Origin of the sequence: Bacillus sp. AFS023182 (assembly GCF_002560575.1) — a bacterium.
In the GTDB taxonomy this organism is placed as follows: Bacteria; Bacillota; Bacilli; order Bacillales; family Bacillaceae_G; genus Bacillus_A; species Bacillus_A arachidis.
On the sequence record NZ_NTRO01000018.1, the window covers coordinates 24,753 to 49,734 of the forward strand.

At 34.8% G+C, this 24,982-nt stretch carries 24 protein-coding genes; 8 read left to right on the top strand and 16 right to left on the bottom strand.

The features are described 5' to 3' along the window. Positions 1–19 precede the first annotated feature (19 nt). A complete protein-coding gene (locus CN288_RS08145) occupies positions 20–1,210 on the bottom strand; it encodes a glycine C-acetyltransferase (RefSeq protein ID WP_026593913.1) in 1,191 nt (396 codons plus the stop codon). Positions 1,211–1,424: 214 nt separating this feature from the next. Between CN288_RS08145 and CN288_RS08150 the strand changes: the two genes are divergently transcribed. Continuing rightward, the gene (locus CN288_RS08150; protein WP_090692891.1) at positions 1,425–2,156 is read left to right on the top strand and encodes a class I SAM-dependent methyltransferase; all 732 of its coding nucleotides are present in this window, start codon (positions 1,425–1,427) and stop codon (positions 2,154–2,156) included. A gap of 26 nt (positions 2,157–2,182) precedes the next feature. Here CN288_RS08150 and CN288_RS08155 read toward each other — a convergent pair whose 3' ends face one another. The 3 genes from CN288_RS08155 to CN288_RS08165 are packed head-to-tail and all read right to left on the bottom strand — an operon-like array spanning position 2,183 to position 5,124. Beyond that, positions 2,183–3,010 carry an ABC transporter ATP-binding protein gene (locus CN288_RS08155; RefSeq protein ID WP_026593915.1) on the bottom strand — a complete coding sequence of 276 codons (828 nt, stop codon included), beginning with the start codon at positions 3,008–3,010 and terminating at the stop codon, positions 2,183–2,185. Positions 3,011–3,064: 54 nt separating this feature from the next. Further along, the gene (locus CN288_RS08160) at positions 3,065–4,123 is read right to left on the bottom strand and encodes a FecCD family ABC transporter permease (protein ID WP_026593916.1); all 1,059 of its coding nucleotides are present in this window, start codon (positions 4,121–4,123) and stop codon (positions 3,065–3,067) included. Continuing rightward, positions 4,120–5,124, bottom strand: a complete 1,005-nt coding sequence (locus CN288_RS08165) for a FecCD family ABC transporter permease (protein WP_026593917.1) — start codon at positions 5,122–5,124, stop codon at positions 4,120–4,122. Before CN288_RS08165 ends, CN288_RS08160 begins: the two co-directional genes overlap by 4 nt. Before the next feature lie 173 nt (positions 5,125–5,297). Here CN288_RS08165 and CN288_RS08170 point away from each other — a divergent pair, with 173 nt between their 5' ends. Both CN288_RS08170 and CN288_RS08175 read left to right on the top strand, forming a co-directional pair. Continuing rightward, on the top strand, positions 5,298–6,263 hold the full coding sequence (locus CN288_RS08170) for an ABC transporter substrate-binding protein (RefSeq protein WP_026593918.1): 966 nt from the start codon (positions 5,298–5,300) through the stop codon (positions 6,261–6,263). Between the two features lie 378 nt (positions 6,264–6,641). Further along, entirely contained in the window at positions 6,642–8,033 is a 1,392-nt protein-coding gene (locus tag CN288_RS08175) for a peptide MFS transporter (protein WP_026593919.1), read from the top strand. 29 nt (positions 8,034–8,062) lie between these two features. On the opposite strand, the gene CN288_RS08180 is transcribed toward CN288_RS08175, so the two are convergent. Beyond that, on the bottom strand, positions 8,063–8,242 hold the full coding sequence (locus tag CN288_RS08180) for an acid-soluble spore protein H (protein WP_026593920.1): 180 nt from the start codon (positions 8,240–8,242) through the stop codon (positions 8,063–8,065). A 116-nt stretch (positions 8,243–8,358) separates the two neighbouring features. After that, positions 8,359–8,646, bottom strand: a complete 288-nt coding sequence (locus CN288_RS08185) for an ArsR/SmtB family transcription factor (RefSeq protein WP_026593921.1) — start codon at positions 8,644–8,646, stop codon at positions 8,359–8,361. Between the two features lie 739 nt (positions 8,647–9,385). On the opposite strand from CN288_RS08185, the gene CN288_RS08190 reads away from it, so the two are divergent. Next, positions 9,386–11,008 carry a lactate permease LctP family transporter gene (locus CN288_RS08190; protein ID WP_098302097.1) on the top strand — a complete coding sequence of 541 codons (1,623 nt, stop codon included), beginning with the start codon at positions 9,386–9,388 and terminating at the stop codon, positions 11,006–11,008. A 112-nt stretch (positions 11,009–11,120) separates the two neighbouring features. On the opposite strand, the gene aspA is transcribed toward CN288_RS08190, so the two are convergent. From aspA to gloA2, 3 genes are all read right to left on the bottom strand, one after another. After that, positions 11,121–12,554 (bottom strand): aspartate ammonia-lyase, encoded by a 1,434-nt coding sequence (gene aspA / locus CN288_RS08195; RefSeq protein ID WP_098302098.1) that lies wholly within the window; start codon positions 12,552–12,554, stop codon positions 11,121–11,123. A 186-nt stretch (positions 12,555–12,740) separates the two neighbouring features. Next, positions 12,741–14,057, bottom strand: a complete 1,317-nt coding sequence (locus tag CN288_RS08200) for a hemolysin family protein (RefSeq protein ID WP_098302099.1) — start codon at positions 14,055–14,057, stop codon at positions 12,741–12,743. Positions 14,058–14,218: 161 nt separating this feature from the next. Next, positions 14,219–14,605 (bottom strand): SMU1112c/YaeR family gloxylase I-like metalloprotein, encoded by a 387-nt coding sequence (gene gloA2, locus CN288_RS08205; protein ID WP_098302100.1) that lies wholly within the window; start codon positions 14,603–14,605, stop codon positions 14,219–14,221. A 91-nt stretch (positions 14,606–14,696) separates the two neighbouring features. Here gloA2 and CN288_RS08210 point away from each other — a divergent pair, with 91 nt between their 5' ends. The 3 genes from CN288_RS08210 to CN288_RS08220 all read left to right on the top strand — a co-directional run bounded on the left by CN288_RS08210 (position 14,697) and on the right by CN288_RS08220 (position 18,578). Then, positions 14,697–15,875, top strand: a complete 1,179-nt coding sequence (locus tag CN288_RS08210; RefSeq protein ID WP_026593926.1) for a NupC/NupG family nucleoside CNT transporter — start codon at positions 14,697–14,699, stop codon at positions 15,873–15,875. A gap of 193 nt (positions 15,876–16,068) precedes the next feature. Beyond that, entirely contained in the window at positions 16,069–17,082 is a 1,014-nt protein-coding gene (locus CN288_RS08215; protein WP_090692910.1) for an LCP family glycopolymer transferase, read from the top strand. 242 nt (positions 17,083–17,324) lie between these two features. Beyond that, complete coding sequence (locus CN288_RS08220) at positions 17,325–18,578, top strand: VanW family protein (RefSeq protein WP_098302101.1); 1,254 nt, start codon at positions 17,325–17,327, stop codon at positions 18,576–18,578. 4 nt (positions 18,579–18,582) lie between these two features. Here CN288_RS08220 and CN288_RS08225 read toward each other — a convergent pair whose 3' ends face one another. Continuing rightward, positions 18,583–18,855, bottom strand: a complete 273-nt coding sequence (locus tag CN288_RS08225; RefSeq protein ID WP_026593929.1) for a hypothetical protein — start codon at positions 18,853–18,855, stop codon at positions 18,583–18,585. Positions 18,856–18,870: 15 nt separating this feature from the next. Beyond that, positions 18,871–19,389, bottom strand: coding sequence for an RNase A-like domain-containing lipoprotein (locus tag CN288_RS08230; protein WP_026593930.1), 519 nt, complete (start codon positions 19,387–19,389; stop codon positions 18,871–18,873). 434 nt (positions 19,390–19,823) lie between these two features. Between CN288_RS08230 and CN288_RS08235 the strand changes: the two genes are divergently transcribed. Beyond that, positions 19,824–20,372 (top strand): TVP38/TMEM64 family protein, encoded by a 549-nt coding sequence (locus tag CN288_RS08235; protein ID WP_098302123.1) that lies wholly within the window; start codon positions 19,824–19,826, stop codon positions 20,370–20,372. A gap of 223 nt (positions 20,373–20,595) precedes the next feature. On the opposite strand, the gene CN288_RS08240 is transcribed toward CN288_RS08235, so the two are convergent. The 5 genes from CN288_RS08240 to CN288_RS08260 all read right to left on the bottom strand — a co-directional run bounded on the left by CN288_RS08240 (position 20,596) and on the right by CN288_RS08260 (position 24,862). Beyond that, complete coding sequence (locus tag CN288_RS08240) at positions 20,596–21,123, bottom strand: DUF2812 domain-containing protein (protein ID WP_090692919.1); 528 nt, start codon at positions 21,121–21,123, stop codon at positions 20,596–20,598. 1 nt (position 21,124) lies between these two features. After that, positions 21,125–21,439, bottom strand: a complete 315-nt coding sequence (locus CN288_RS08245) for a PadR family transcriptional regulator (protein ID WP_016115627.1) — start codon at positions 21,437–21,439, stop codon at positions 21,125–21,127. Between the two features lie 143 nt (positions 21,440–21,582). Next, positions 21,583–23,283 carry a M4 family metallopeptidase gene (locus CN288_RS08250; protein ID WP_090692923.1) on the bottom strand — a complete coding sequence of 567 codons (1,701 nt, stop codon included), beginning with the start codon at positions 23,281–23,283 and terminating at the stop codon, positions 21,583–21,585. A 177-nt stretch (positions 23,284–23,460) separates the two neighbouring features. Further along, positions 23,461–23,589, bottom strand: coding sequence for an NprX family peptide pheromone (locus CN288_RS08255; RefSeq protein ID WP_090692926.1), 129 nt, complete (start codon positions 23,587–23,589; stop codon positions 23,461–23,463). A 1-nt stretch (position 23,590) separates the two neighbouring features. Next, the gene (locus tag CN288_RS08260) at positions 23,591–24,862 is read right to left on the bottom strand and encodes a helix-turn-helix transcriptional regulator (protein ID WP_026593935.1); all 1,272 of its coding nucleotides are present in this window, start codon (positions 24,860–24,862) and stop codon (positions 23,591–23,593) included. Positions 24,863–24,982 lie beyond the last annotated feature (120 nt).

Sequence of the window (24,982 nt, forward strand, 5' to 3'; positions counted from 1 at the left end):
CAAAAGATGTGTAATTGTGTTAAATGATTCCCATTTCTTTACCCACTTTTTCATACGTACGAATCGCTTCATCCAGCATTTCTTTCGTATGAGCTGCTGTTGGCATATTACGAACACGACCTGTCCCTTTTGCTACAGTCGGGAACACAATAGATTTTGCATATACGCCTTCTTCATTTAGACGTTTACTAAATTCTTGTGTTAATACTTCATCGCCGATGATACAAGGTGTAATTGGTGTTTCACTTTCGCCAATATTGAATCCAAGTTCTTTTAAACCTTGTTTTAAATAACGACCATTTTCCCATAAGCGATCATGTAATTCCGTACTTTCCATTAAAATCTCAATCGATCTCATACAAGCTGCTGCATCTGCTGGCGTTAGCGCTGTTGAGAATAAGAATGGACGTGAACGAACTTTTAGCCAATCAATTAAGTTTTGTTTTCCTGCTACATATCCACCGACTACACCAATCGCTTTTGATAATGTACCAATTTGGAAATCTACTTTATCAGAAAGACCGAAATGTTTTACAGTACCTGCACCTTTTCCAAGTACACCTGAACCATGTGCATCATCAACATATGTCATTAAATCTAGTTCCTCTGCAATCTCAACAATTTCTGGTAGTTTCGCAACATCACCATCCATTGAGAACACACCATCTGTGATAACCATTAATTTATTATAAAGCCCCGATTCCTTCGCCTCGGTTGCTTTTTTACGTAAATCTTCCATATCAGAATGTTTATACACAATAATTTTTGCTTTTGATAAACGACTACCGTCAATAATAGACGCATGGTTTAATTCATCAGAGAGAATTGCATCATTTTTATCCATAACAGCTGAAATCGCTGCCATATTACAGTTAAATCCTGATTGATATGCAATTGCTGCTTCTGTATGTTTAAATTTCGCAATTGTTTCTTCTAATTTGATATGCAAATCAAGAGTACCGTTAATTGTACGAACCGCTCCTGCACCAACGCCATACTTATGAATCGCACCAATTGCTGCTTCTTGCAGACGATTATCTGTTGCTAAACCAAGATAGTTATTTGAAGATAAGTTAATATATTCTTTCCCGCCAATTGTAATGATCGGTCCATTTGGACTTTCCAGCGGATCAATTACGTTATAAAGCCCTTTTGCTTTTAAATCCTCTAAATTTTCTTCTAAAAAGTTTGCAAGTGTTTTACTAGACATCGTGAAGCCTCCCCATCGTTCATGTAAGCGAATCATTATCTTAACAATTCCAATAATTCCAATACTAGCTTAACACGTTTTCAGAATTTATTATAGAAAAATAGCTTGGAGAAAACGCTTACAACTTTTAATTATATAGGATTACATACAAGAAATCTATGATTTACTTCAATTGTTTGATAGAATAAAAAAAATGTTTTTAGGAGCTGAGAAAATGGCATTTACAGAATCTGAAGTATATAATAATGACTCTTTTTTTGAACAGTACATGAAGCGCAGATATCGAAAAGACAATCCAAATGAAGCAATGGAAAAGCCAGCTTTATTACAGCTCATCGGGGACATGAAAGGAAAGAACATTCTTGACTTAGGATGCGGTGATGCTAAATTTGGTATAGAATTATTGCAAAAAGGCTGCCTATCTTACACTGGTATTGAAGGCTCTTACCTTATGTATACAGAAGCTATCAAACAACTCGAAAACGTAAATGGCACTGTCCATTTCACGAACCTCAAAGACTATACATACCCCTCTTCTACTTTTGATCTCGTTACATCTAGACTCGCCCTGCACTATATTGAGCATCTTGATATTATTTTTCAAAACGTCTATCAAACTTTAAAAACAGATGGAATTTTCACCTTTAGTGTACAACATCCCGTTATTACCTCTTCCTTTGAGAGCTTACAAAGTAGTGGGAAACGTACAAGCTGGCTTATTGATGATTATTTTAAAATTGGGAAACGTACAGAACCGTGGATTGACCAAGAGGTAATCAAATACCATCGTACTACTGAACAGTACTTCACCCTCTTACAACAAGCTGGATTTACAATTACAGACTTACAAGAAGCAACACCAAAGCGAAAACATTTCCAAAATGAAGAAGAATATAAGCGCAGATTGCGTATTCCCCTCTTTCTCTTGTTTTCTTGTAAAAAATAAAAAAGCGATGAATTTTCATCGCTTTTTTATTTCACCACTCGCCCTTTCTGCGGAAGCAAACATCTTCCTCTTCCCTGTGGAATACATAGCGGTGTTCCAAATAAAGGATCTGTTGTAATTTGACAATCCATACGGAATACATCACGAACTAGCTTACAATCGACAATTTCTTCTGGTTTGCCTTGTGCATAAATTTGTTTGTCTTGAATGGCTACAATATTATCAGCATAGCGACATGCTAAGTTTAAATCATGTAGTACCATAACAATTGTTCTTTGCTCTGTTTCATTTAATTCAAATAATAAATCTAACACTTCAATTTGGTGTGTCATATCCAAGTATGTTGTTGGCTCATCTAACAGAATAATATCTGTATCTTGTGCAAGTGTCATTGCAATCCAAGCGCGCTGACGTTGTCCACCTGAAAGTGCGTGAACATCACGCTCAGCAAATTCAGTCATACCTGTTGCTGCAAGTGCTTTTTGTACCATTTCTTCATCTTTTTCTGACCATTGCTTGAGCCATGTTTGATATGGATAACGCCCTTGTTTCACAAGTTGCAGTACAGTAAGTCCTTCTGGAGCTTGAGGCCCTTGTGGTAAAATTGCCATTTGGCGAGCAATTTGCTTTGTTTGCATATTTTGAATCGCATTATCCTCTAATAAAATATCGCCGGATGTCGGTTTTAATAAACGAGCAAGCGAGCGTAATAAAGTTGATTTCCCACAGCCGTTAGAACCGATAAAAATCGTAATTTTCCCTTTTGGGATCTCTAAATTTAATTCATTAATAATAATTGTTTCACCATAAGACAATGTTAACGATTTCGTCTCTAATGCTTTTTGCATGTTCATCTCCCTTTACTCCGTTTTTTAATAGATAGAAAGCCATCTATGTACTTTTTACCTTTATGAATTTCGACTTTTATAAAGTAAATAAATAAAATACGGAGCACCAATTGCTGATGTAAATACACCTGCTGGAATTTCAAGCGGGGCAAAAACTGTACGGCCAATTAAATCAGCAGCAAGTACTAAAATAGCACCTACAATAGCTGCTACGGGAAGTAACGCACCATATAAAGAACCAACTAATCTTCTTGAAATATGGGGTGCCATTAAACCGACAAAGCCAATCCCACCAGCAAAAGCAACCGCTCCTCCAATTAACGCTGTACTAAGGAGCAAAAGGAAGAATCTTGATTTCGTTAAACGAATACCAAGTCCAGTCGCGATATCATCACCAAGTTCTTGGGCATTTAAATGTCTCGCCGATATAAATGCAATCACTGTTAAAATAAGAACCCAAGGTGCTAGCACCCCTACATTTTGCCATGATGAACCGTAAACAGTACCAGTAATCCACACGTTTGCTTGACTCGCTTGATAAATAGGTGCTAACAACATAAATAAAGTCGTAGCTGCCTTCGTTAATGCCCAAAATCCAACACCAATTAAAACAAGGCTAATTGGCGACAACCCATCATTTCTCCATGCAAATAAATATACACAAAGTGCAACGATGGTTGCCCCAATAAAGGCTGCCAGTGGCATATAATGAATACTTACCGTTAATGCATTATTTTTATCACTAAATAAAGCAAGAAATAGGACAACTGCTACACTTGCCCCCCCCGTAATCCCAATAATATCAGGAGACGCAAGTGGATTTCGAACGAGCCCTTGTAAAATACAACCAGCTACAGCAAGAGCTATCCCTACAAGAATTGCAATTAAAATACGCGGCATACGGAACTTATTTACGACCATATTAGACATTGCATCACCGTTCCCGGTAATTGCTTGCCATACATCATATGGGGCTATTTTCATCTCCCCCATACCCGCGCTTGCGAAAAATAATCCGATTAAAACAATTAATAAACCTGACAAGACGAGAAAAACTCGTTTATACATTAAAAACGAGAGGCCGTCTTTTCCTATACGAAACGGAATATACTTCTTCATTTGCTAAGCCCTCTCTTACGTGCAATATAAATAAAGAATGGTGCACCAATAAATGCTGTCATAACCCCTACTGGAACTTCTTGTGGCATAATGACATATCTTGCAGCAATATCTGCAAGTAATAACAAAATGGCACCTAACAACCCACTATATGGAACTCTCCAACGATGATCTACACCGACAAGAGCTCTTGCAAAATGAGGGATAATAATTCCAATAAAGCCAATTGGACCTGCAACAGCAACTGAGCCGCCAGACAGTAAAACAATAATGAGTAGTACCAAAGATTTCATCCAAACAGTTCGTTGCCCCAATCCTTTCGCAACATCTTCTCCCATCATTAATGTATTTACTTTTCCTGCCATTAGCAGAGAAGCGATCCATCCTATTAATAAATAAGGAAATACAGACTGTAACATTTCTAACTTTCTCCCTTGTACAGAACCAGCTAACCAAAATAGTACTTCTTCTAATGCTTGCTCGTTTAATACGAGCAAACCTTGTGTTAAAGACGAGAATAAAGCACTAATTGCTACCCCCGCCAAAGTCAACTTAAGTGGGGTTGTCCCTTCTTTCCCTAAGGAACTAGATGCGAATACAAGTGCAGCGGCAACCGCTGTACCTAAAAAGGCAATCCAGGTAAACGCTGACAAAGATGTTATCGAAAAAACAACAATTGCTACAACAATGAAAAAGGCAGCACCTGAGTTTAATCCAATAAAATCTGGAGCAGCAAGTGGATTCTTAGTTAAAGTTTGCATTAAGCAACCAGCGATAGCTAAACTAGCACCAACACTAGCAGCAATTAACGCCCTTGGAAGACGTACATTTTGAATAATAATATGTTCATTCGAACCATTAAAATGAAAAAAAGCATCAAGTGCTAATTTCCCACTTGTATTTGTATATCCAAAAATAATACTTCCCCAAATACAAGCAATAACTCCAATGATTCCAACAAATAATCCAACCCATTTTGCTTGATTTGTTTTTAATAACATGCAGCGTTTCTCCTTCAATGTATAATGATACGTTGTTAGTCTATTGTAACTTAATTCGCATTGTCAATGATAGTAATAATTATTTTCAATTAAATCTATTGACAATCTATTTATAAACCCTTAACATCAAGCTTGCTAATGAAAATTATTCTCAATATTTAGGGGGATACATAATGAATTTCATCAAACAAAAATCATTTGTATTATTTGTATTCGTGTTATCATTTTCACTCCTTTTAGGGGCATGTGGGAAATCTGATAACAAGGCTGAGCCTAAAAAAGAAGAAAAGAAAGAAATGATTACTGTAGAACATGCAATGGGTAAAACAGAAGTTCCTGCTAATCCAAAGCGTATCGTTATTTTAACAAATGAAGGAACCGAAGCTTTACTTACCCTTGGTATAACACCAGTCGGTGCTGCTGAATCACCTACCGGTAACCCATGGTATCCACATACGAAAGATAAACTGAAAGATGTAAAAACTGTCGGTACCGAGCTTCAACCCAATGTAGAAGCAATTGCTTCTTTAAAACCCGACTTAATCATTGGTAACAAACTGCGTCACGAAAAAATATACGAGCAATTAAAAGGCATTGCTCCTACTGTTTTCTCAGAAACACTACGCGGTGAATGGAAAGATAACTTTAAACTTTATGCAAAAGCAGTAAATAAAGAAAAAGAAGGTCAAAAAGTATTAGCTGATTACGACAAACGTATCAAAGACTTAAAAGGCAAACTTGGTGATAAAGTAAATCAAGAAATTTCTATGGTGCGCTTTATGCCTGGTGATGTTCGTATTTATCACGGAGATACATTCTCTGGTGTTATTTTAAAAGAACTTGGTTTCAAACGTCCTGGTGATCAAAACAAAAATGACTTTGCAGAACGCAATGTATCTAAAGAGCGCATCCCTGCAATGGATGGTGATATCATCTTCTACTTCACATATGATAAAGGTAATGAGAAAAAAGGTTCTGAATTAGAGAAAGAATATATCAATGATCCTCTATTCAAAAACTTAAATGCTTCTAAAAATGGGAAAGTATATAAAGTTGACGATGTCATTTGGAATACAGCTGGCGGTGTAATGGCAGCAAACTTAATGCTAGATGATATTGAAAAACGATTTGTAAAATAACATTCTTCTAAAGCAGCTCCCCTTCTTGGGAGCTGTTTTTTAATTTCATTGAAGTGTCACATTATTTCATTTTGTATTTTTATTCTCAATATGTTATATTGTAATAGTAAATAAAATATATTTTCTCTATATCAGAAGAGTTATTTTAATCTAAATTTTCTGATTAGTCATTATTTTATTTTCTTTTGGAATTCAAATACTACATTTGAAAACGCTTATTATCTAGTTTTCAGGGAAAAATACAGTAACGGTTGAAGCTTCAATAGATTATTAAATAAATTTTCTTTCTATTTCCATATAATTCTATTGACTTCTAAATATTTTGTAAATTAAAATGATTACATAAATATCCGTTATACAGGATTAGGGGGAAACAATATGGATGCAGCTTTAAAAGTAGAAAAAGCTGGAGAGCAACAATCACCAAAAAAACATCCACCTGGATTATACTTGTTGTTCTTAACAGAAATGTGGGAAAGATTTAGTTATTACGGAATGCGTGGTCTTTTAGTTCTTTATTTAACAACAGCTGCTATTAGTGGCGGTTTAGGATTTGATAAAGCAGTAGCTGTACAAATTTATGGTACATTTACAATGCTTGTATATTTCACACCAATTATTGGTGGTTGGTTAACTGACCACTTCATAACAAAACGCCATGCAATCACTCTTGGTGGTATTATCATGGCACTTGGTAACTTCGTACTATTCTCGATGAATACAAAAACTGGACTCTTTTTAGGATTAGGCTTACTAGTTATTGGTAATGGATTCTTTAAACCGAATATTTCTACATTGTTAGGTGAACTGTACGGTGAAAATGATTCACGTCGTGACAGTGCTTTTACAATCTTTTACATGGGTATCAACGTCGGCGCTTTCTTCGCACCACTAATTTGTGGTTTCCTAGCTGAAGACTTCTTTAAAACAAGTGCTGATGGCGTTATGGTTATGGGTTATAAATATGGATTCTTGGCTGCTTGTATCGGTATGATTATCGGTCAGATTTTCTTTAACCTATTAGCTCCACGTTACCTTGGTAAAGCAGGCACAACAGTTGTAGGTAAAAAATCAAAAGATACAAATGCAAAAGTTATTGAGAAAAAACCTTTAACAAAACAAGAAAAGAACCGTACTTGGGCAATCATCATTTTAACTTGCTTCGTTGTTTTCTTCTGGGCAGGTTTTGAACAAGCCGGTAGTTCTTTAACACTATATACAAACACTTTTGTTGATCGCACAATTTTCGGATGGGAAGTTCCAACATCTTGGTTCCAATCTGTTAACCCAGCATTTATCGTTTTATTAGCACCATTTGTTTCTATGTTATGGATAAAGCTTTCTAAAACAAAACGTGGTGACTTAAAAGTTCCAACAAAAATGGCACTTGGTATGATTTTATTAGGTATCGGTTACCTTGTTTTAACATTAGCTGTTCTGAAAACTGGTAGCGACGAAGCACACATTGCTACTAAAGCAAATTTATTATTCATCGTTTTCACATACCTGTTCCATACAATTGGTGAGTTATTCTTATCACCAATCGGTCTATCAATGGTAAGTGCAATTGCACCTATAAAGTTAGCTTCTTTATTAATGGGTGTATGGATGGCTGGTACTGGATGCGCAAACTGGCTAGCTGGTAAATTAGCTTCCTTCACACAATCTTTAGGATACTTAGAAGTATTCGCAAGTATCGGTATTATCGTAATCGTACTAGGCTTAATACTTCTTATGTTCTCTAAAAAAATTGCACATATGATGGAATAAAAAAAGCGGAGAGAATTCTCCGCCTTTTTTTATTCCTCTTCTAATGCTGTCACATCTACTTGTACCGTCTCATGCGGTGTCTTCACATCATGTACATTGGCGATTCCACGTCCCTCATCACAACTTTCAATCCAAACCGGTACACCATGGTAAGTTACATCAATTCTACTTGAAGATGACAAAATTTGTTTTACACGCTTTACATCCATTCAGTATCTCTCCTTCCATTTATAACACTCTTTTTATCTTTTCATATTTCTTTGAACTATATTCCATAAGAAAAAGACGTATATTTCTATACGCCTTTTTCCATAATATTAAAATTTTACAAAAATAATGTCTTTACAACTTCACTTACTTTCTCATTATGCACTTGATAATATACTTCTAAGCCACGTCTTTCAAAACGAACAACTTTATTCTGTTTTAATTTCGTTAAATGTTGTGAAACAGTAGATTGCGGAATTTCTAAAACTTCCTGCAATTGTGTTACGTTACAAGTACCGCGTTCCATAAGCTCCATTACAAGGCGGAGTCGAAGCGGGTGAGCTAACGCTCGTAGCATTTGTACATCCTCTTCTGAAATACGACAATCAAATTGATTTTGATTCATAAAGTTCCCCTCATTTTTTCATTTTTATTTTCTCTTTATTTATTTTTATATATTTGTTTTTATATTTCCTGTTACGACACAACTTTATCAACCCAAAATAAAAAAATTATTTCCTCCTTTTATCAACATACCATTAAGAGCAATAACCCCTGCTGATTTTGAATATTATACTACACGCTTTAGTGAAAAAGCAAAAAAAACAGATAGGAATACTTTGCTTCTAAAAGCTGTTTTATCAACCTTTTTGTTATATTCCTTCCTTAAAATAATCATTGTAATGGTATTGTAAAATACTTTTCTCAAATGATACATCCTTGCAATCTTTTTAGTCATTTATCTCTCCCTTTGCTACCATAAAAAAGTAAAGTTTTGATAAGGAAAAGAATGCAAAATGAAAAAGTGGTTCATAATAAATTTAATTCGTATTGTACTTAGGCTATACAACCCCAGACTGTTCTATTAAATATAAAGATGTGACATATCAAATTCTAAGCATTCCTCCTTCATTCTTGATAAACCGGGAATCATGTACTTTCGTACACACGATTTCTCTTTTTGTCTAGTTTATGAACAAAATGTAGCGGAATTTTTACAGTTAATACTATTATGGAATAAATATACTTTTTCACGTTGACAATAGTGTTGAACAAGAATATACTTAGCATGTAAGTTGATTGTGAATCATTTCACAAATTAATGTGAATACCTTCACATATTATAGATAGGAGTTGTCATTATTATGAGTACTTGGACACAAATTTATGACCCGTTAAACAACATTTGGTTATCAGCAATCGTTGCTGCTCTTCCAATCTTATTCTTCGTTCTTTGTTTAACAGTATTTAAGATCAAAGGGTATTTATCAGGACTTTATAGTGTGATTTTAGCAATTATTCTTTCTATTTTTGTTTTCAAAATGCCAGCAACTATGGCAGTATCATCAGCTGCATTTGGTGTAGCAGCTGGATTTTATCCAATTTGTACAATTGTTATTGCAGCAATCTTCCTTTACAAATTAACTGTAAAAACTGAGCAATTTAATGTTATTCGTGACAGCATTTCCAGTATTACAAACGATCGTCGTCTTCAAGTGTTATTAATTGCTTATTCTTTCGGTGCTTTCTTAGAAGGTGCAGCTGGCTTTGGTGTACCGGTTGCAATTACAGCAGCATTACTTGTAGGTATGGGCTTTAATCCATTAAAAGCAGCAGGTATTTGTTTAGTTGCAAATATTGCTGGTGGAGCAATGGGAGCAATGGGTATTCCAGTTACAGTCCCTGCTCAATTAACTCAAATAGATCCATTAATTGTTGGGCGTCAAACTGTAACATTATTACCTTTCATTAGCTTTGTACTACCATTTTTACTTGTTGCAATGGTAGACGGTTTTAAGGGAATTAAAGAAACTTGGCAAGGTATCCTTGTAAGTGGTGGTTCCTTTGCCATTACACAATTCCTTGTAACATACTTCCTTGGTGCAGAACTAACTGATATCTTTGCTGCTGTTGTCAGCATGGTTTCATTAGCTTTATTCTTACGTGTATGGCAGCCAAAATCTTCAGCTCAAGCTGAAGCTGGGCAGGCGGAAAAACATAGTTACACAATGAAACAAATTTTATATGCTTGGTCACCATTTGCTTTCTTAACTGCATTCGTAACAATTTTCAATTTAAAAGCAATTAAAGGTTTATTCGCTCCAGATGGTGCATTAGGAAGCTTAGTATGGAACATCCAAATTCCTGGCTTACACAATCACGTTATTAAAACAACACCAATTGTAAGTGCAGATACACCATTTGCAGCAATCTTCAAACTAGATGTATTTTCATCTACAACTACTGCAATTGTATTGGCAATCATCGTATCTTTACTTGTATATCGTGCAAAAGGGCAATTGGTTAAAGAATTAACTATTGAAACATTAAAAGAACTGAAGGCTCCGATTTATACAATTTGTAGTGTAATTGCATTAGCATATGTAACAAACTATTCTGGTATGTCTTCTACTCTTGGACTAGCTTTATCATCTACAGGCGATGCCTTCCCAATCTTATCTCCAATCTTAGGTTGGATCGGCGTATTCTTAACTGGTTCAGTAGTATCAAGTGGTTCTTTATTCGCACCGCTTCAAGCAGTAACTGCAGCACAATTAGATATCGTACCATCTACACTCGTTGCACTAAATGTAGTCGGCGGTACAATGGCAAAAATGGTTTCACCACAATCTGTAGCAGTTGCTTGTGCAGCAGTTGGACTAGTTGGTAAAGAATCTGCTCTATTTAAAACAGCGATGAAATATAGTTTAATTTTCTTACTTGTAATTAGCTTACTTCAACTTAACTCTATATTTAATATCTTTTAAAAGATAAAAACGATCCCTGTATAGGGATCGTTTTTATTTCCTTCTTTTTCACATCACGAACACGGGTGAGAATACCTTATACTTTTGTATAAAAAATCCCGATACACACGTATCAGGATTTTTTATTTTTTAATAACGATGCCCCAGCTATCTCTGGATGCGTCATTTCATATGGATCCAAAATAATATCGAGCTCTTCTTCTGTTAACACACCATGTTCTAAGCAAAGCTCACGAACAGATTTCCCTGTTTCAATTGCCTCCCGAGCAATACGAGACGCCGTCTCATACCCAATATGAGGATTCACCGCTGTAATAATTCCAACGCTTTTCTCAACATATTGTTTTAACAATTTTTCATTTGCAGTAATACCTTTAATACAATATTCACGAAATACGCGGAATGCATTATTCATAATACTAATAGATTGAATTAAATTAAATACTAACACCGGCTCCATTACATTTAATTCTAATTGTCCTGCCTCTGATGCTAAACATATTGTATGGTCGTTTCCAATAACTTGGAAGGCTACTTGATTAATCACTTCTGCCATAACTGGATTCACTTTTCCTGGCATAATAGATGATCCTGGTTGACGAGCTGGTAATTGAATTTCAGCTAGCCCGACACGTGGACCAGATGCCATAATACGCAAGTCATTAGCAATTTTAGACATGTTCATCATACATACTTTTAGTGCGGCTGATACTTCCGTATACGCATCTGTATTTTGCGTTGCATCCACTAAATGCTCCGCACCAATAAGTGGAAATCCACTAATATTGCGTAAATGCTTTACAACTTGTTCGATATAAATTGGATTTGCATTTAATCCTGTCCCAACAGCCGTTGCGCCCATATTCACTTCATACAAATGTTGACGAGACTGCCTAATGCGTTTTATATCGCGCCCAAGCACTCGGCTATATGCTTCAAACTCTTGTCCAAGACGAATTGGAACTGCATCCTGCAAATGCGTACGTCCCATTTTTATCACATGATCAAATTCTTTTGCTTTATCAGTAAATGCACTGTGCAATGCATCCATGGTAATAAGGAGTTCTTCTAGCATCATAAGCACTGCAATATGAATTCCTGTTGGGAACGCATCATTTGTTGATTGTGCCATGTTCACATGTGTATTTGGACTAATGGTTGCATAGTTCCCTTTTTCATAACCCATTCTCTCAAGTGCACGGTTTGCAATAACCTCATTTGTATTCATATTAATAGAAGTTCCTGCCCCGCCTTGAATCGGATCTACAATAAATTGCTCATGAAACTTCCCATCAATAATTTCTTGAGCTGATTTTGTAATTTCTTCCCCAATATTTTCTTGCAAATAACCTGTCTCCATATTTGCAAGCGCTGCCGCTTTTTTGACCATTGCCATTGCTGTAATTAATGACGTATGAATACGATATCCTGTGATCGGAAAATTTTCTACAGCTCTTAATGTTTGAACACCATAATAAGCTGCACTTGGTACTTCCTTTTCCCCCAGAAAGTCTTTTTCAATACGTATATCTTTCGTTACTATCATTTTTTATCACCTATACTTTTCATTCTAATCGATGACCTAGAAATATTTTCTATGAAAATATGATTTTTGTAAGAGATATATTTCCATATCTTTCTCCACTATATCTCACCTTTTTTGAAAGCGCAAACAATACCATTTTTCTGCAAAATCGATTCCGCACTCATACTTCTTTCTGGTGTATAAAGATTACGCTATTGCTGTATCTTCTCCCCCCATTTTCTTTATTTCCACTCGTTTAATTTGATGCATATCTTTTTCAAGAACTTTGAAAACCCATCCATTTGTCTCCATGATATCACCTTCAGTGATTGTTTGTTTTTGCATCATGATCCACCCCCCAATCGTATCTACATCATCAGCAACTAGATGTAAACCAAGCAAATCATTCACTTCACTAATGAGTACTTTTCCATCAATAATTTTATATGTTTCGCTTATATGTTCGACAGGCGGATGTTCATCTTCATCATATTCATCTCGAATCTCACCGACTATTTCCTCCAAAATATCTTCAAGTGTCACAATTCCTGCTGTTCCTCCATATTCATCATATAAAATTGCAAGCGGTATTCGTTTTTTTTGCATTTGCAATAACAAATCATGAATTGGAATGTTTTCTAGCACTTCAATAACAGGTCTTGTATACGAAGTAATGGAGCGGTCTTCCTCTTGTTCACCATCCATATAATGAATAAATAAGTCTTTTACATTGACCATCCCAATAATTTCATCTTTATCTTCTCCAAATACAGGATACCTTGTATACTTTTCTTGTCCAATCACTTTAATATGTGTCTCAAACGATTCATCTTCATATAAACCGACTATTTCAGTACGCGGAACCATAATTTCTTTTGCTAACCGATTATCAAATTCAAAAATATTATTTACATACTTAAATTCCGCTTGATTAATTTCTCCGCTTTCATAACTCTCCGATAAAATAAGTCTTAACTCCTCTTCTGAATGTGCAACTTCATGCTCAGAAGCAGGATGCAATCCAAATATACCAGTCACGAGGCGAGCTGAACCATTGAGAGCCCAAATAAACGGATACATAATACGATAAAAATAAATAAGCGGCTGAGATAGTAACAAACTTACTTGTTCCGCTTTTTGAATGGCAAGTGTTTTCGGGGCCAACTCTCCAATTACGACATGCAAAAATGTAATAACAGCAAAGGCAATAATAAACGAAACTGTACTTGCAATCGCAGGTGAAAGTTCCATCTTTAAAAATAACGGTTCCAATAAATGCTTTATCGTCGGTTCGCCTAACCACCCTAATCCTAAAGCTGTAATTGTAATTCCAAGCTGACATGCTGATAAATATTCGTCTAAATTTGAAATCACTTTCTTAGCTGCTAATGCCCCTCTTTTTTTTTCTCCTACAAGCTGATCCACGCGACTACTGCGTACTTTTATAATTGCAAATTCAACTGCCACAAAAAAACCAGTTAATGCAATAAGAATAACAACCATGATTAATTTAGTAATTTCCAAAGAACACCTTTAGCTTTTCTTAGCTAAAGTTACACCTCCTTTTTAAAAGAAGTTTTCTCTCAATCAAAACAAATGAATGAATAAAAAACGAATGGAAGTTTCACTTTGTTCTTATTCTCTTCATTTGTTAAAAAGCAAACCTATATAAATTTCCCCAATTTTTAATCCTCGTATAACTCCAATGGTAAACCATCTGGATCTTGAAAAAACACAAACTGTTTCCCTGTTATTTCATCCACACGTATTGGCTCTGTTTTTATTCCGCATCGCTTTAGATGCTGGACAGCTTCTTGTATATCTGTAACTGCAAATGCTAAATGTCTAAGACCAGCTGCTTCAGGAAAACTTTTCCGCTTAGGAGGATCTGAAAATGAAAATAACTCAATTTGATACTGTCCTCCTACACATAAATCTAATTTATAAGAATCCCTTTCTTCCCTGTAAACTTCATTCAACACCTTAAATCCCAATATTTCAGTATAAAATTTTTTAGATATTTTATAGTTAGAACATATAATTGCAATATGATGCACTTTAGATATACCCACGCTCTACGTCATTCCTCTCGTTATCAAACATGCATATTCTCCCTCAAAATGAAAAACCTATGTAACAGAACATCTCATAAGGAGGTTTACTATGAAATTTGTTACTTTTTTTCTCGGCCTTGCCGTTGTTTTCTTTCTTGCCTTTATCGCAAGTAATAATAAAAAGCATATTAAATTCAAACCAATTTTCATCATGCTTATTATACAGTTGATTTTAACTTATTTGTTATTAAATACAGAAATTGGACTTGTGCTTGTAACCTTGATTTCTAATTTATTTACGAAGTTATTGAACTATGCTGCATCCGGGGTGAATTTCGTATTTGGTGGTATTGCGAATAAAGGCGAAATGCCTTTCTTCTTAAATGTTCTCTTGCCAATTGTCTTCATTTCTGTCCTAATTGGTATTTTGCAACACTTTAAAATATTGCCATTTTGTATTCGTTGGATTGGGTTTTTCCTTAGCAAAATAAACGGACTCGGGAAACTGGAATCTTACAACGCCGTTGCCTCTGCTATTGTAGGCCAATCAGAAGTATTCATTACCGTAAAAAAACAGCTTGCGCAAATTCCAAAACATCGCTTGTATACACTTTGCGCTTCTGCCATGTCGACCGTATCGATGTCAATTGTCGGTGCTTACATGACAATGATTGAGCCAAAATATGTAGTAACCGCTCTTGTCTTAAATTTATTTAGTGGCTTTATTATCGTACTCATTATTAATCCGTATGATGTTAGAGAAGAAGAGGACATTCTAGAAATTAAAGGCGAAAAGCAAACCTTTTTTGAGATGCTCGGAGAATATATTCTAGATGGATTTCGCGTTGCTGTTGTTGTTGGCGCTATGTTGATTGGATTTGTTGCCTTAATTAGCTGTATTAATGATTTATTCCATCTTATTTTTGGAATTACATTTCAGCAGTTACTTGGTTATGTTTTCTCACCTATCGCTTTTCTTATTGGTGTACCAAGTAAAGAAATTGTCACAGCAGGAAGTATTATGGCTACAAAGCTTGTAACGAATGAGTTTGTAGCCATGATGGATCTCAGCAAACTTGCAACCAGTCTCTCTCCTCGTACAGTAGGTATTATTTCAGTTTTCCTTGTATCCTTTGCAAACTTCTCTTCTATCGGAATTATTTCTGGTGCCGTTAAAGGATTAAATGAAGAACAAGGGAATGTCGTTGCTCGTTTCGGTTTAAAACTGTTGTACGGCGCAACACTCGTCAGCATTTTATCCGCAATTATGGTAAGCATTATGCTATAAGAAGGTAAATTTTTATCCTTTTTTTATTCATCCTTTTTGTATACAATACGGATAGATGTCTCATAAATAATCGAGACATCTATTTTTTATACATGTACAACAATATCTATTTAGCGTACAATATCTTTTATGTGTCTCGTTTACACATTATAAGAAAATATACAAATTGAATGATTTGAAGGAGAACTAAAGAATGAATTCAGATGTAGAAAACAAAAATAGAACTTCAAAGAGGCGATTTAAGAAAAGACGCCTACTATGGTTTGTTCTCATTCCATTACTCATTGTAACAATTGGGGGTGGAAGCTATTTCTTCCACATATACAGTAAAGCAAAATCAATTGTAAATAATGCATATTCCGAACTAGATAGAGGAGATAAATCTGATAAACGAGATAAAGCTGTTAAACCGATGACCGACAACGTTTCTGTCCTTATTATGGGGGTAGATGAAAGTGACCTTCGTGAAAAATCTTACGGCAAAGCAACACGTACAGATGCATTATTGCTTGCTACAATTAATAAAAATGATAAATCAGTAAAACTTGTTAGTATCCCCCGTGACTCTCGCGTATATATTAAATCACGTGATAAACAAGATAAAATCACACATGCTCACGTATTTGGGGGCGTAGATAGTACAATTAATACAGTCGAAAACTTTTTAAATGTTCCTGTCGACTACTATGTAAAATTTAATTTTAAATCATTTATAAAAATTGTCGATTCTCTTGGTGGCATCGACGTAGACGTTCCTGTTGAGTTTACAGAACAAAATAGTAAGGATGAGCCTGGTGCCATTCACCTCAAAAAAGGACGCCAACATTTAAATGGTGAGGAAGCACTTGCTTTAGCAAGAACACGTCACATTGATAGTGATTATATGCGTGGTCAGCGTCAACAACTTGTTTTGGAAGCAATTGCTCAAAAAGCACTATCTATAAACTCTATTAATAAAATTGGCAGCTTATTAGATGCTGTTGATCATGATTTAAAAACAAACTTAACATTTGATGACATGATGACAATTACGACAAACATTATGGGATCAAACTTAAGGATGGATAAACTCCAAGTAAAAGGTAGCGATAAATATATCGGCGGCATCTACTACTACATTCCTGATGAAAAAAGTGTACAGGACATATCCAAAACATTAAAAGAACATCTCGATGTTACGAATAAAACTGAACATAAAAAATTATAATAAAAAGGCTGCTAGGACTTTCCCAGTAGCCTTTTTATTATAATTTCCAACAAAATACTTCCATTTTCTTACGCAAATAATGACAAAAAGAGACAATTGTTACAACAATGTAACATTTTTTATAAAAACATTACACCGACGATTAAAATAATAGTATACTAGTACATAATACTATTTTTATCATTCATACATAAAAAACGAATACATATAACCTTATATATTAACTTTTTGGGGGGAAGTAAATGAAGCTACGTAACTTACTGATTGGTTCTGCTGTCGCAGGTGGAATATTGCTATGTGCAGGTGGGATTGGTGGTTATCAATACGTTTCTAAGTTAAACAAACAACTCGATACAACCGTATTACCGCACACTACATTTGAAGGTACTTCTCTTGATGGTAAAAGTAAAAAAGACGTGCAAGAAATTATTCAACAAAAAGTAGATGAATTAAACAAAAAATCTCTTAACTATGCATTACCGAGTAATACACAAACTTATACGTGGAAAGACTTAGGTGTTGACTATAAAGAAAAAGACATTTTCGAAAAAATCTTTAACGAGCAAAAAGGGAATGTTATGAATCGCTATAACATGCGAAAACAAGCTGAAAACAGCGAGTTAAAACGTGAATATAAACTAACACCAGAACTGAACTCAACAGCTTATGAGGCTTTTATAAAAGAAAAATATAACGAAACATTAAAGGAACCTGTAAACGCTGAATTAAGTGTTTACGGAACAACAGTAAACATTAGTCAAAGTCAAAATGGCGAAAAAGTTGATAAAGAAAAATTAAAAGAATTAACGGCAAAAGCAATTACTACTGGTACACAAGATATTCAACTTCCAATTGCATCCACAAAACCCGAACGATCTACAGAAGATATAAAAAACATGGGTATTACACAAGTGATCGCTGAATATTCTACTCCTATGGCTGGTCGAAACGGGAGCCAATCCTTTAATGTAAACAAATCTGCTAATACTTTAAGTGGAGCACTCGTAGCACCTGGTGAAACATTTAGTTTCAATGAACGCGTCGGTATTACAGATGCTGCGCATGGCTATAAATCCGCTGCTGTATATTTGAATGGTAAAGTTGTCCAAAGTGCTGGTGGGGGTGTGTGTCAAGTTAGTAGTACGCTATATGGTGCAGCATTACGTGCTGATTTAGGAGTTGTTGCTCGTAGTAACCACTCTATGCCTGTTCATTACTTACCACTTGGCCAAGATGCCGCTGTAGCAGATTATGGACCCGATCTAAAATTCCAAAACAATACGGGAAAATATATTTACATTCAAGCCTTCTCTAATGGTGGCAGTATAACTACACGTATTTTCGGTACACCTACTGGTAAGGACGTAGAAGTTTCATCAAAAGTAATTAGTGATACTGGAAATAAAATTACAGCTGTTACATATAAAAAAGTAACACAAAACGGTCAAGTGATCTCAAATGGCCAAATCTCAAAAAGTGTATACAAAAAGGCGTGATGATTCACGCCTTTTTGTTTTGCAGTAAACGTATAAATGCCTCTATATGTTCCCTCGCCTCTTCTAACGACCATATACGGTTTCCTTGTTTAGCCGCTAATAAAGATCCTTCTTCCCATGCCTTCGCTTGCTTTATATGTAATAGCTCATGTTGTAATTTAGCAACGGTTTCTTGCTCTTCTTCCTCTAAGAACTCAGTCATTACATTGATTATCTCATCCTCATGCACACTTAACGTACAATATGTTTTTAAGAAATATTGAAGTGTTGGATACATACTACTCTCCCTTTCTTACTTGTCCGATGGATAGGAAGTAATGATTTTAAATCCTAATGACCCTGATTTATCTCTTGCTAAAACAGTAACTGTATTCATAAGCTTATCTTTTACACTCATATCTTTCTTTAATACCGTTTTTCCAACAGGAAACGAATGCTTCGTATTTAATACGAGACGATTTTCTTTGGAATTCTTTAACCACTTCTCAATTTCCTGCTCATGCTGTTTCAAACTATCTTTAACAGCTTTTGTTGCCGTCTCTTTATCGTAGTATGTACTTGCGGCCGATACTTTATCTGTACGTAATCGTTCTTTTAGCTGATCTTCTGTCTTTCCGACATGACGTTCTATCGTATGACCATTTTTCGGCGGTCCTTCCATTTCATCTAAAATATTATCATTAATTTTCCCTATTGATGCTGAATCGCTTCCTTTTGGACTTTCTTTTTTCTGTTCTTGTCCTGCACAACCACTTAAAACAAGTATCATCGCAAGTAAGCCGCTTAAGAAAATACTCCATAATCGTTTCATCATATCACCTCTTTCATGATTATCGTCATAACTTCACAAAAAGTCAATTTTATATAAAAAAAGCGTACACCAATGATTTGCATGTCGCTTAACAACGAAAAAACTCATTTATTTCATATTACTTGCACAGAAAAGGGGTGAATCAGTCCGTCCACATAATACTGACTTTCTTAAATGTTTTTTTCTAATCTATACTCTATCTTTTTTAAACATTTTACAACTTTCTCAGCTTCTTCCTATCCATGTATGGAATTACCTTCTCTTGATTTAAGAAATAACCGAAAAATATACCCCCTACCTTCCGTACCATATACCTGTAATGGGTATATTTTTCGGTTTTTATTATGAAAATTTATATTTTCTATTAAAATCTACACTTGCCTATACTGATTAAATGTGGTGTAATGCAAAAAAAGACAAAGGACTATAACGATATGCAAGAAATGATTCACAATTTACTCACAGAGCATTACACGATTGCAATTCCACTTAGTATTCTATTCAATATCATCATCAGTTTGGCAGGCTTTATTCCAAGCATATTTTTAACAGCAATCAACATACAGCTTTTTGGCTTAACAGACGGAACAATAATTTCGATCGCAGGCGAAGTATTGGGAGCAATTGTTTCATTTTATTTCTATCGACTAGGTTTTCAAAAATTGGCCCATAACAAAATAAACAACTATCCAAAAGTAGAACGTCTTCTTTATGTACAAGGTAAAGAAGCATTTTTTCTCGTTCTATCATTCCGACTTGTCCCATTTATTCCATCTGGCATTATTACCTTATTTGCTGCGTTAGGAAAAATGTCGTTATTCTCTTTCAGTATTGCAAGTGCAATAGGAAAAGTACCAGCATTATTCATTGAAGTGTATTCTGCATACCATGTAATGAACGGAACAAGCGAAGCGAAGTGGATTATAACGATTGCTAGTTGTATCGGAGTATTATATGTATGGAAGAAGTGGAAGAAAAAATAAAAAAGGAGCAATTGCTCCTTTTTTATTCTCTATCAAAGGGAGTTGCTGAAAACATTCATTTCATCATAAAAAAATCCCTTATATTTTGAACAAAAGTTGATCAAAACATAAGGGATTTATAACTTATCTTTCAAAAATTTTATAAAAAGATTGCTTATTTTAACAGGAAAATAAATTATAATAACTACCACTTCTTTATAAGCTTAGAAATTCTCTTTCTATACTATTTTGTTCTAAACGAATGATAGTAGGTCGCCATTAATGTCATTAACATTGGAATGGTAATGACAAGGGAAAATAAGAAAACTATCGAAAATATTGTACTTAATACCCCTGAACTTACCGAATGAACGAAATAACTTACAATCAGCATAGCCATACTAATTGCAACTGCTGACATAACTGGTTGTCTAAGTGTTTTTATTTTCTCCTGTTTTGTTTCTTTATCTGTATAAATTGGTTTTGTACCAGGTTTGGCCTTAAATAGGTGCACATCATAATAACTCGAACAAACATATTCCCAACCTGCCAATTCAAACATTTCAATATATTCTTCTAATTCGTTTTCTGCTAATGGTCTTATATCAAGACTAAATATAGTATCTTCAGCAGCACCCTTTTCTAATTCATATCCCATTCGTTTAAAACGTTTCACAATCCATCCTTTTGTAGCATACTTTCTTAGCTTTTTTAAATCTTGTTCTTCTGAAAAAGCAATCCCATTTGACATTATGTATTTTGTTTTCCCCATTTTAGTTCTCCCCTTTTAATCCATTTTCAGCAAAATCAAGCATCGTTTTACGTCTCAAAATATCCTGTTCCAACACTTCTCTACCTTTATCTGTCAAAACATATACTTTTCTACGTGAGTCTGAATCATCAAATAATTCAATGTAGGATTCGGTTATTAACTTTTTAATAATTGTATATAGTGATGCGGGCCCAATTACTACTTTCCCCTTTGTTAATTCTTCAATCAAGCTCATCACTGCATAGCCATGTCTTGGTTTTGTAAATCCTGCCATAATATAAAACACAGAATCGGTTAACTGTTCTAATGATTTCATTTTCTCCCTACCTTCATTATATCACTTTATGANNTCATAAAGTGATATAATGAACAATAAAAAGATGGAATGAATATTCAATTTCATTCCATCTTTAAGGGCAATCCTTATCAAACTTTATTTACAATCCACAGGAGTGGAACCTATTTTACACCAACTGCATCATATGACTGCTTCACTGCTGTAACTTCAGCAGAGCTTGCACCATATAAATCAGCTGCAGCTTGTACTAAGCCAGCACGAGCTTGACTAAATGTAGTAGATTCAGTGAGGTATTGTGTATTTGCACGATAATAAATTGCACCTACTTTATCTTTACCAATACCATTCACTGTTACACCATAATGCGTACCACCATTTGCAAGTAAGTAAGCCGCTTTATTGATAATACCGCTGTTCGTATGAACGCCACCATTATCACTTGAACCAGTATAACGCTTAGAATAATGGTCTGGATCACCATATTTTGTTGGGTCACTCATAGAACGAAGTGCATCCCCCGATGTACCAGGCGTATAAATATCCTCTCCAATTTCCCAATCTGGATTACGATTATCACTGTACTCTACTAAAGTACCAAAAATATCAGAAATCGCTTCATTTAATGCTCCTGACTCATTTTGATAAATCAGGTTTGAGCTATATTCTGTAACCGCATGCGTTAACTCATGCCCAATTACATCTAATCCACCTGATAATGCAGTAAATGTATAGCCATCCCCGTCTCCATATACCATTTGTGAGCCATTCCAGAATGCATTATTATATCCACTACTGTAATGAACCGTTGATTTTAACGGTGCTCCAGCGTCATTAAATGAATTACGATTGAACGTCTTTTTATAATAATCATATGTTACTCCTGCATAATAATGAGCATCTACCGCTGCCGCATCACGGCTTGCATTGAAAACGTTATCTGTATCTGCCCACAACGTTCCTGGTAACGTAGTGCGATTCTTCGCATCATATGTGAAAATCTGCGCTCCACGTGTATTATCTTGTAAATAATACGTAGATCCAGATAATGTTGTATTAATAGATTTTGTATCTCCTAGTACACCTTTACCTGTCCCAACTTTATTTGTTCCTGTAACAGGTTTTGCAGCTGCTTTCGCATCTTGTTTTGCAACCTCTTGCTTAACTGGCGATTTATTCTCATCTGTTACATGATCAATTGTATTGTATTTATTTAACACTTTACCGCTATCCGCCTCAATGAAATAATAATAGTTACCTGGCTTCGGATCTAAGAAATTTAATTTCACAACATATGCATAAGTTGTATCCTCACCATTTTGATATACATATAAATCCGCTGATGGCTCTACCTCATATTTAGGGGTTAACCCTAGATCTTGCTGTGCGATTTCAATCGCTTTTTTACCTTCAATCTTATTTTTATTTTTTAATTTTTCTTTTTTATCTAGATCCGGTACAACTGTTCCAGATAATACTTTTAATGAACCATCTTTACTAACATGCGCTAGTTGGGTAGACCCCCATACCGGTGTACCTTCATATACTTGTTGCATACGTACCACTGTTGCATCAGTTACAGAATCCTTTTTCACTTGTTTCACTTTGAAAGAATCCTCTGCACTCTTTTCTCCTAACTTATACTCCTTTTTTGCTGCATTTAAATAATCAAACACAACAGATTCTGCTTTCTTTCCAGTTGCTCCTGTTAAATCTCCAGAGATAAACTCAGGTGACTGCACTGCTTCATTGTACTTTTTCGTAGAGAGTACGTTCTTTGAATCTGCAAACGCAGAGCTTGTCCCTCCAAATGTTGTAACTGCCATTCCTGCCGCTAATACAAATGCTAAACTCTTCTTTTTCATATAACCTTCCCCCTAATAAAAAATTTTTTTGAAAAAGAGTAGTTTTATATTATCATCTAGTTTCCACTATTTATATACTAAAAATTCAAAAAATTCTTTTCTCAAGTTTTGTAGAATTTTGGGGAGCAATTATTGAGAAAGGCCCTTTCCAATTTGGAAAGGGCCTTTTGGTTATTATTATACATTTACTGTTTGTGATAAATTAGAGTCTAATCCAAAAGTATCAGGTTTACTCGTATATTGCACACCACCTACCACGGTAAATACTACTGCGACCACTAAAATTCCTGCTAATATTTTTTTCATTTTAACCCTCCTTATGATCTTCTAGCACTTCAATAACTAACTTATAATATCGATTACTTTCTTCAAAATGTAGTAACCGAGCGAAATATTCCGCAAGCTCTATATATACTTTCTTTAATTCAATTTTATTTCCTGCCGACTTATAAAAAGGAATAGCTTCTGCTTCCAAAAATGATTTATAGGCTTTTGCGTCTTCAAAATATTTATACCGAAGCATGAGAAGTAGATATAACTTTGTATTAAACCTTTCTTCCTGCTTAGCAGCAATAACTCCCTTATCAATCCATTCTTTCGCTTCTTCTAGCTGCTCTAGTTTAATACATTGTAATGCCATTTCATATAATGTATCTATATAATTTAAATCTATTTGATTCTGAAATTGCAAACTTTTTAAATAGCATTCTTTCGCCCGCTGATACTGTCTTTTTTTATAGTATATATTTCCAATATTACTTAAAGTAATAGCTATAAGTACATCTTCGTCTGCAAAAGATGATGCTTCTCTCAATATACTTTCGTACATTTCCAAAGCCTCTTTATATTGACCTTTTTCCGCATAACTTAGTGCAATAAGAATTTGACAGTTAATCACATTCCTAAACTTGTATTCACCTCGAAATCCCTCTAATGCAACATTAGCAAAATGCAGTGCAAGATGATGAATTTCTAAATGAGTATATGTAAGAGCAATATTATAATAAATCCCAGTTTCATAATACCCTTGTTCTTTAGCCATCACTTCTGTCTCTAGTAAATAATCGAGGCCATCTTTCCACTTATATTGCAAACAATATAATATCCCTCTACTATACGTATATAACATTTTTTGAAACGGAGAATACTTCTTATACATTTTTCTCAACTTCTCTAGTTCTTCTTCAAGTGCAGGAAGATCTCTTTTCATAATTAAATAACGAGTATAGAGTAATTTATAATAGTTTATGATTTCAAAATCTAAAACATGCTTCATTTCACCTTGTAACTCATTATATATGCGTTCAACTTGCCCTTTGTCCAAATGAACTAACGCGTTTAACCAATCATCTAACTTCTCTTTCACTTCTTCTTCTACATCTCTCAAATCCGACACAGCAATCTCTAACCTCGCGCAGAGCAGCTGCAAGATTTCTTCTGATGCTTCTATCTTTCCATTTTCAATCTTACTTAAATATGAGACGGAACAAATGCCCTGACATAATTCTTCTTGTGTCATTTTTTGCTGCAGTCGCTTATAAAAAACTTGTTTCCCGATTTTCTCTAATGTTTGTTGCATTGTCCTCCTCCATTCTCATTTACCCCCACTACTTTAATAATACATAAAAATGCCAAAAATATAAATTGATAAATGTAAATTTTCTAAACATTTTTCACCTTTTGTCGCTATAACTGTTAT

Coding starts and splice junctions, on each gene's coding strand:
- CN288_RS08235 (WP_098302123.1), top strand. CDS start 19,824: ATGCAAGAAATGATTCACAATTTACTCACAGAGCATTACACGATTGCA.
- CN288_RS08240 (WP_090692919.1), bottom strand. CDS start 21,123: ATGGGGAAAACAAAATACATAATGTCAAATGGGATTGCTTTTTCAGAA.
- CN288_RS08215 (WP_090692910.1), top strand. CDS start 16,069: ATGAATTCAGATGTAGAAAACAAAAATAGAACTTCAAAGAGGCGATTT.
- CN288_RS08165 (WP_026593917.1), bottom strand. CDS start 5,124: ATGTTATTAAAAACAAATCAAGCAAAATGGGTTGGATTATTTGTTGGA.
- CN288_RS08225 (WP_026593929.1), bottom strand. CDS start 18,855: ATGTATCCAACACTTCAATATTTCTTAAAAACATATTGTACGTTAAGT.
- CN288_RS08245 (WP_016115627.1), bottom strand. CDS start 21,439: ATGAAATCATTAGAACAGTTAACCGATTCTGTGTTTTATATTATGGCA.
- CN288_RS08180 (WP_026593920.1), bottom strand. CDS start 8,242: ATGGATGTAAAGCGTGTAAAACAAATTTTGTCATCTTCAAGTAGAATT.
- CN288_RS08145 (WP_026593913.1), bottom strand. CDS start 1,210: ATGTCTAGTAAAACACTTGCAAACTTTTTAGAAGAAAATTTAGAGGAT.
- CN288_RS08160 (WP_026593916.1), bottom strand. CDS start 4,123: ATGAAGAAGTATATTCCGTTTCGTATAGGAAAAGACGGCCTCTCGTTT.
- CN288_RS08170 (WP_026593918.1), top strand. CDS start 5,298: ATGAATTTCATCAAACAAAAATCATTTGTATTATTTGTATTCGTGTTA.
- CN288_RS08250 (WP_090692923.1), bottom strand. CDS start 23,283: ATGAAAAAGAAGAGTTTAGCATTTGTATTAGCGGCAGGAATGGCAGTT.
- CN288_RS08255 (WP_090692926.1), bottom strand. CDS start 23,589: ATGAAAAAAATATTAGCAGGAATTTTAGTGGTCGCAGTAGTATTTACC.
- CN288_RS08230 (WP_026593930.1), bottom strand. CDS start 19,389: ATGAAACGATTATGGAGTATTTTCTTAAGCGGCTTACTTGCGATGATA.
- CN288_RS08220 (WP_098302101.1), top strand. CDS start 17,325: ATGAAGCTACGTAACTTACTGATTGGTTCTGCTGTCGCAGGTGGAATA.
- CN288_RS08150 (WP_090692891.1), top strand. CDS start 1,425: ATGGCATTTACAGAATCTGAAGTATATAATAATGACTCTTTTTTTGAA.
- aspA (WP_098302098.1), bottom strand. CDS start 12,554: ATGATAGTAACGAAAGATATACGTATTGAAAAAGACTTTCTGGGGGAA.
- CN288_RS08260 (WP_026593935.1), bottom strand. CDS start 24,862: ATGCAACAAACATTAGAGAAAATCGGGAAACAAGTTTTTTATAAGCGA.
- CN288_RS08155 (WP_026593915.1), bottom strand. CDS start 3,010: ATGAACATGCAAAAAGCATTAGAGACGAAATCGTTAACATTGTCTTAT.
- CN288_RS08210 (WP_026593926.1), top strand. CDS start 14,697: ATGAAATTTGTTACTTTTTTTCTCGGCCTTGCCGTTGTTTTCTTTCTT.
- CN288_RS08185 (WP_026593921.1), bottom strand. CDS start 8,646: ATGAATCAAAATCAATTTGATTGTCGTATTTCAGAAGAGGATGTACAA.
- CN288_RS08175 (WP_026593919.1), top strand. CDS start 6,642: ATGGATGCAGCTTTAAAAGTAGAAAAAGCTGGAGAGCAACAATCACCA.
- CN288_RS08190 (WP_098302097.1), top strand. CDS start 9,386: ATGAGTACTTGGACACAAATTTATGACCCGTTAAACAACATTTGGTTA.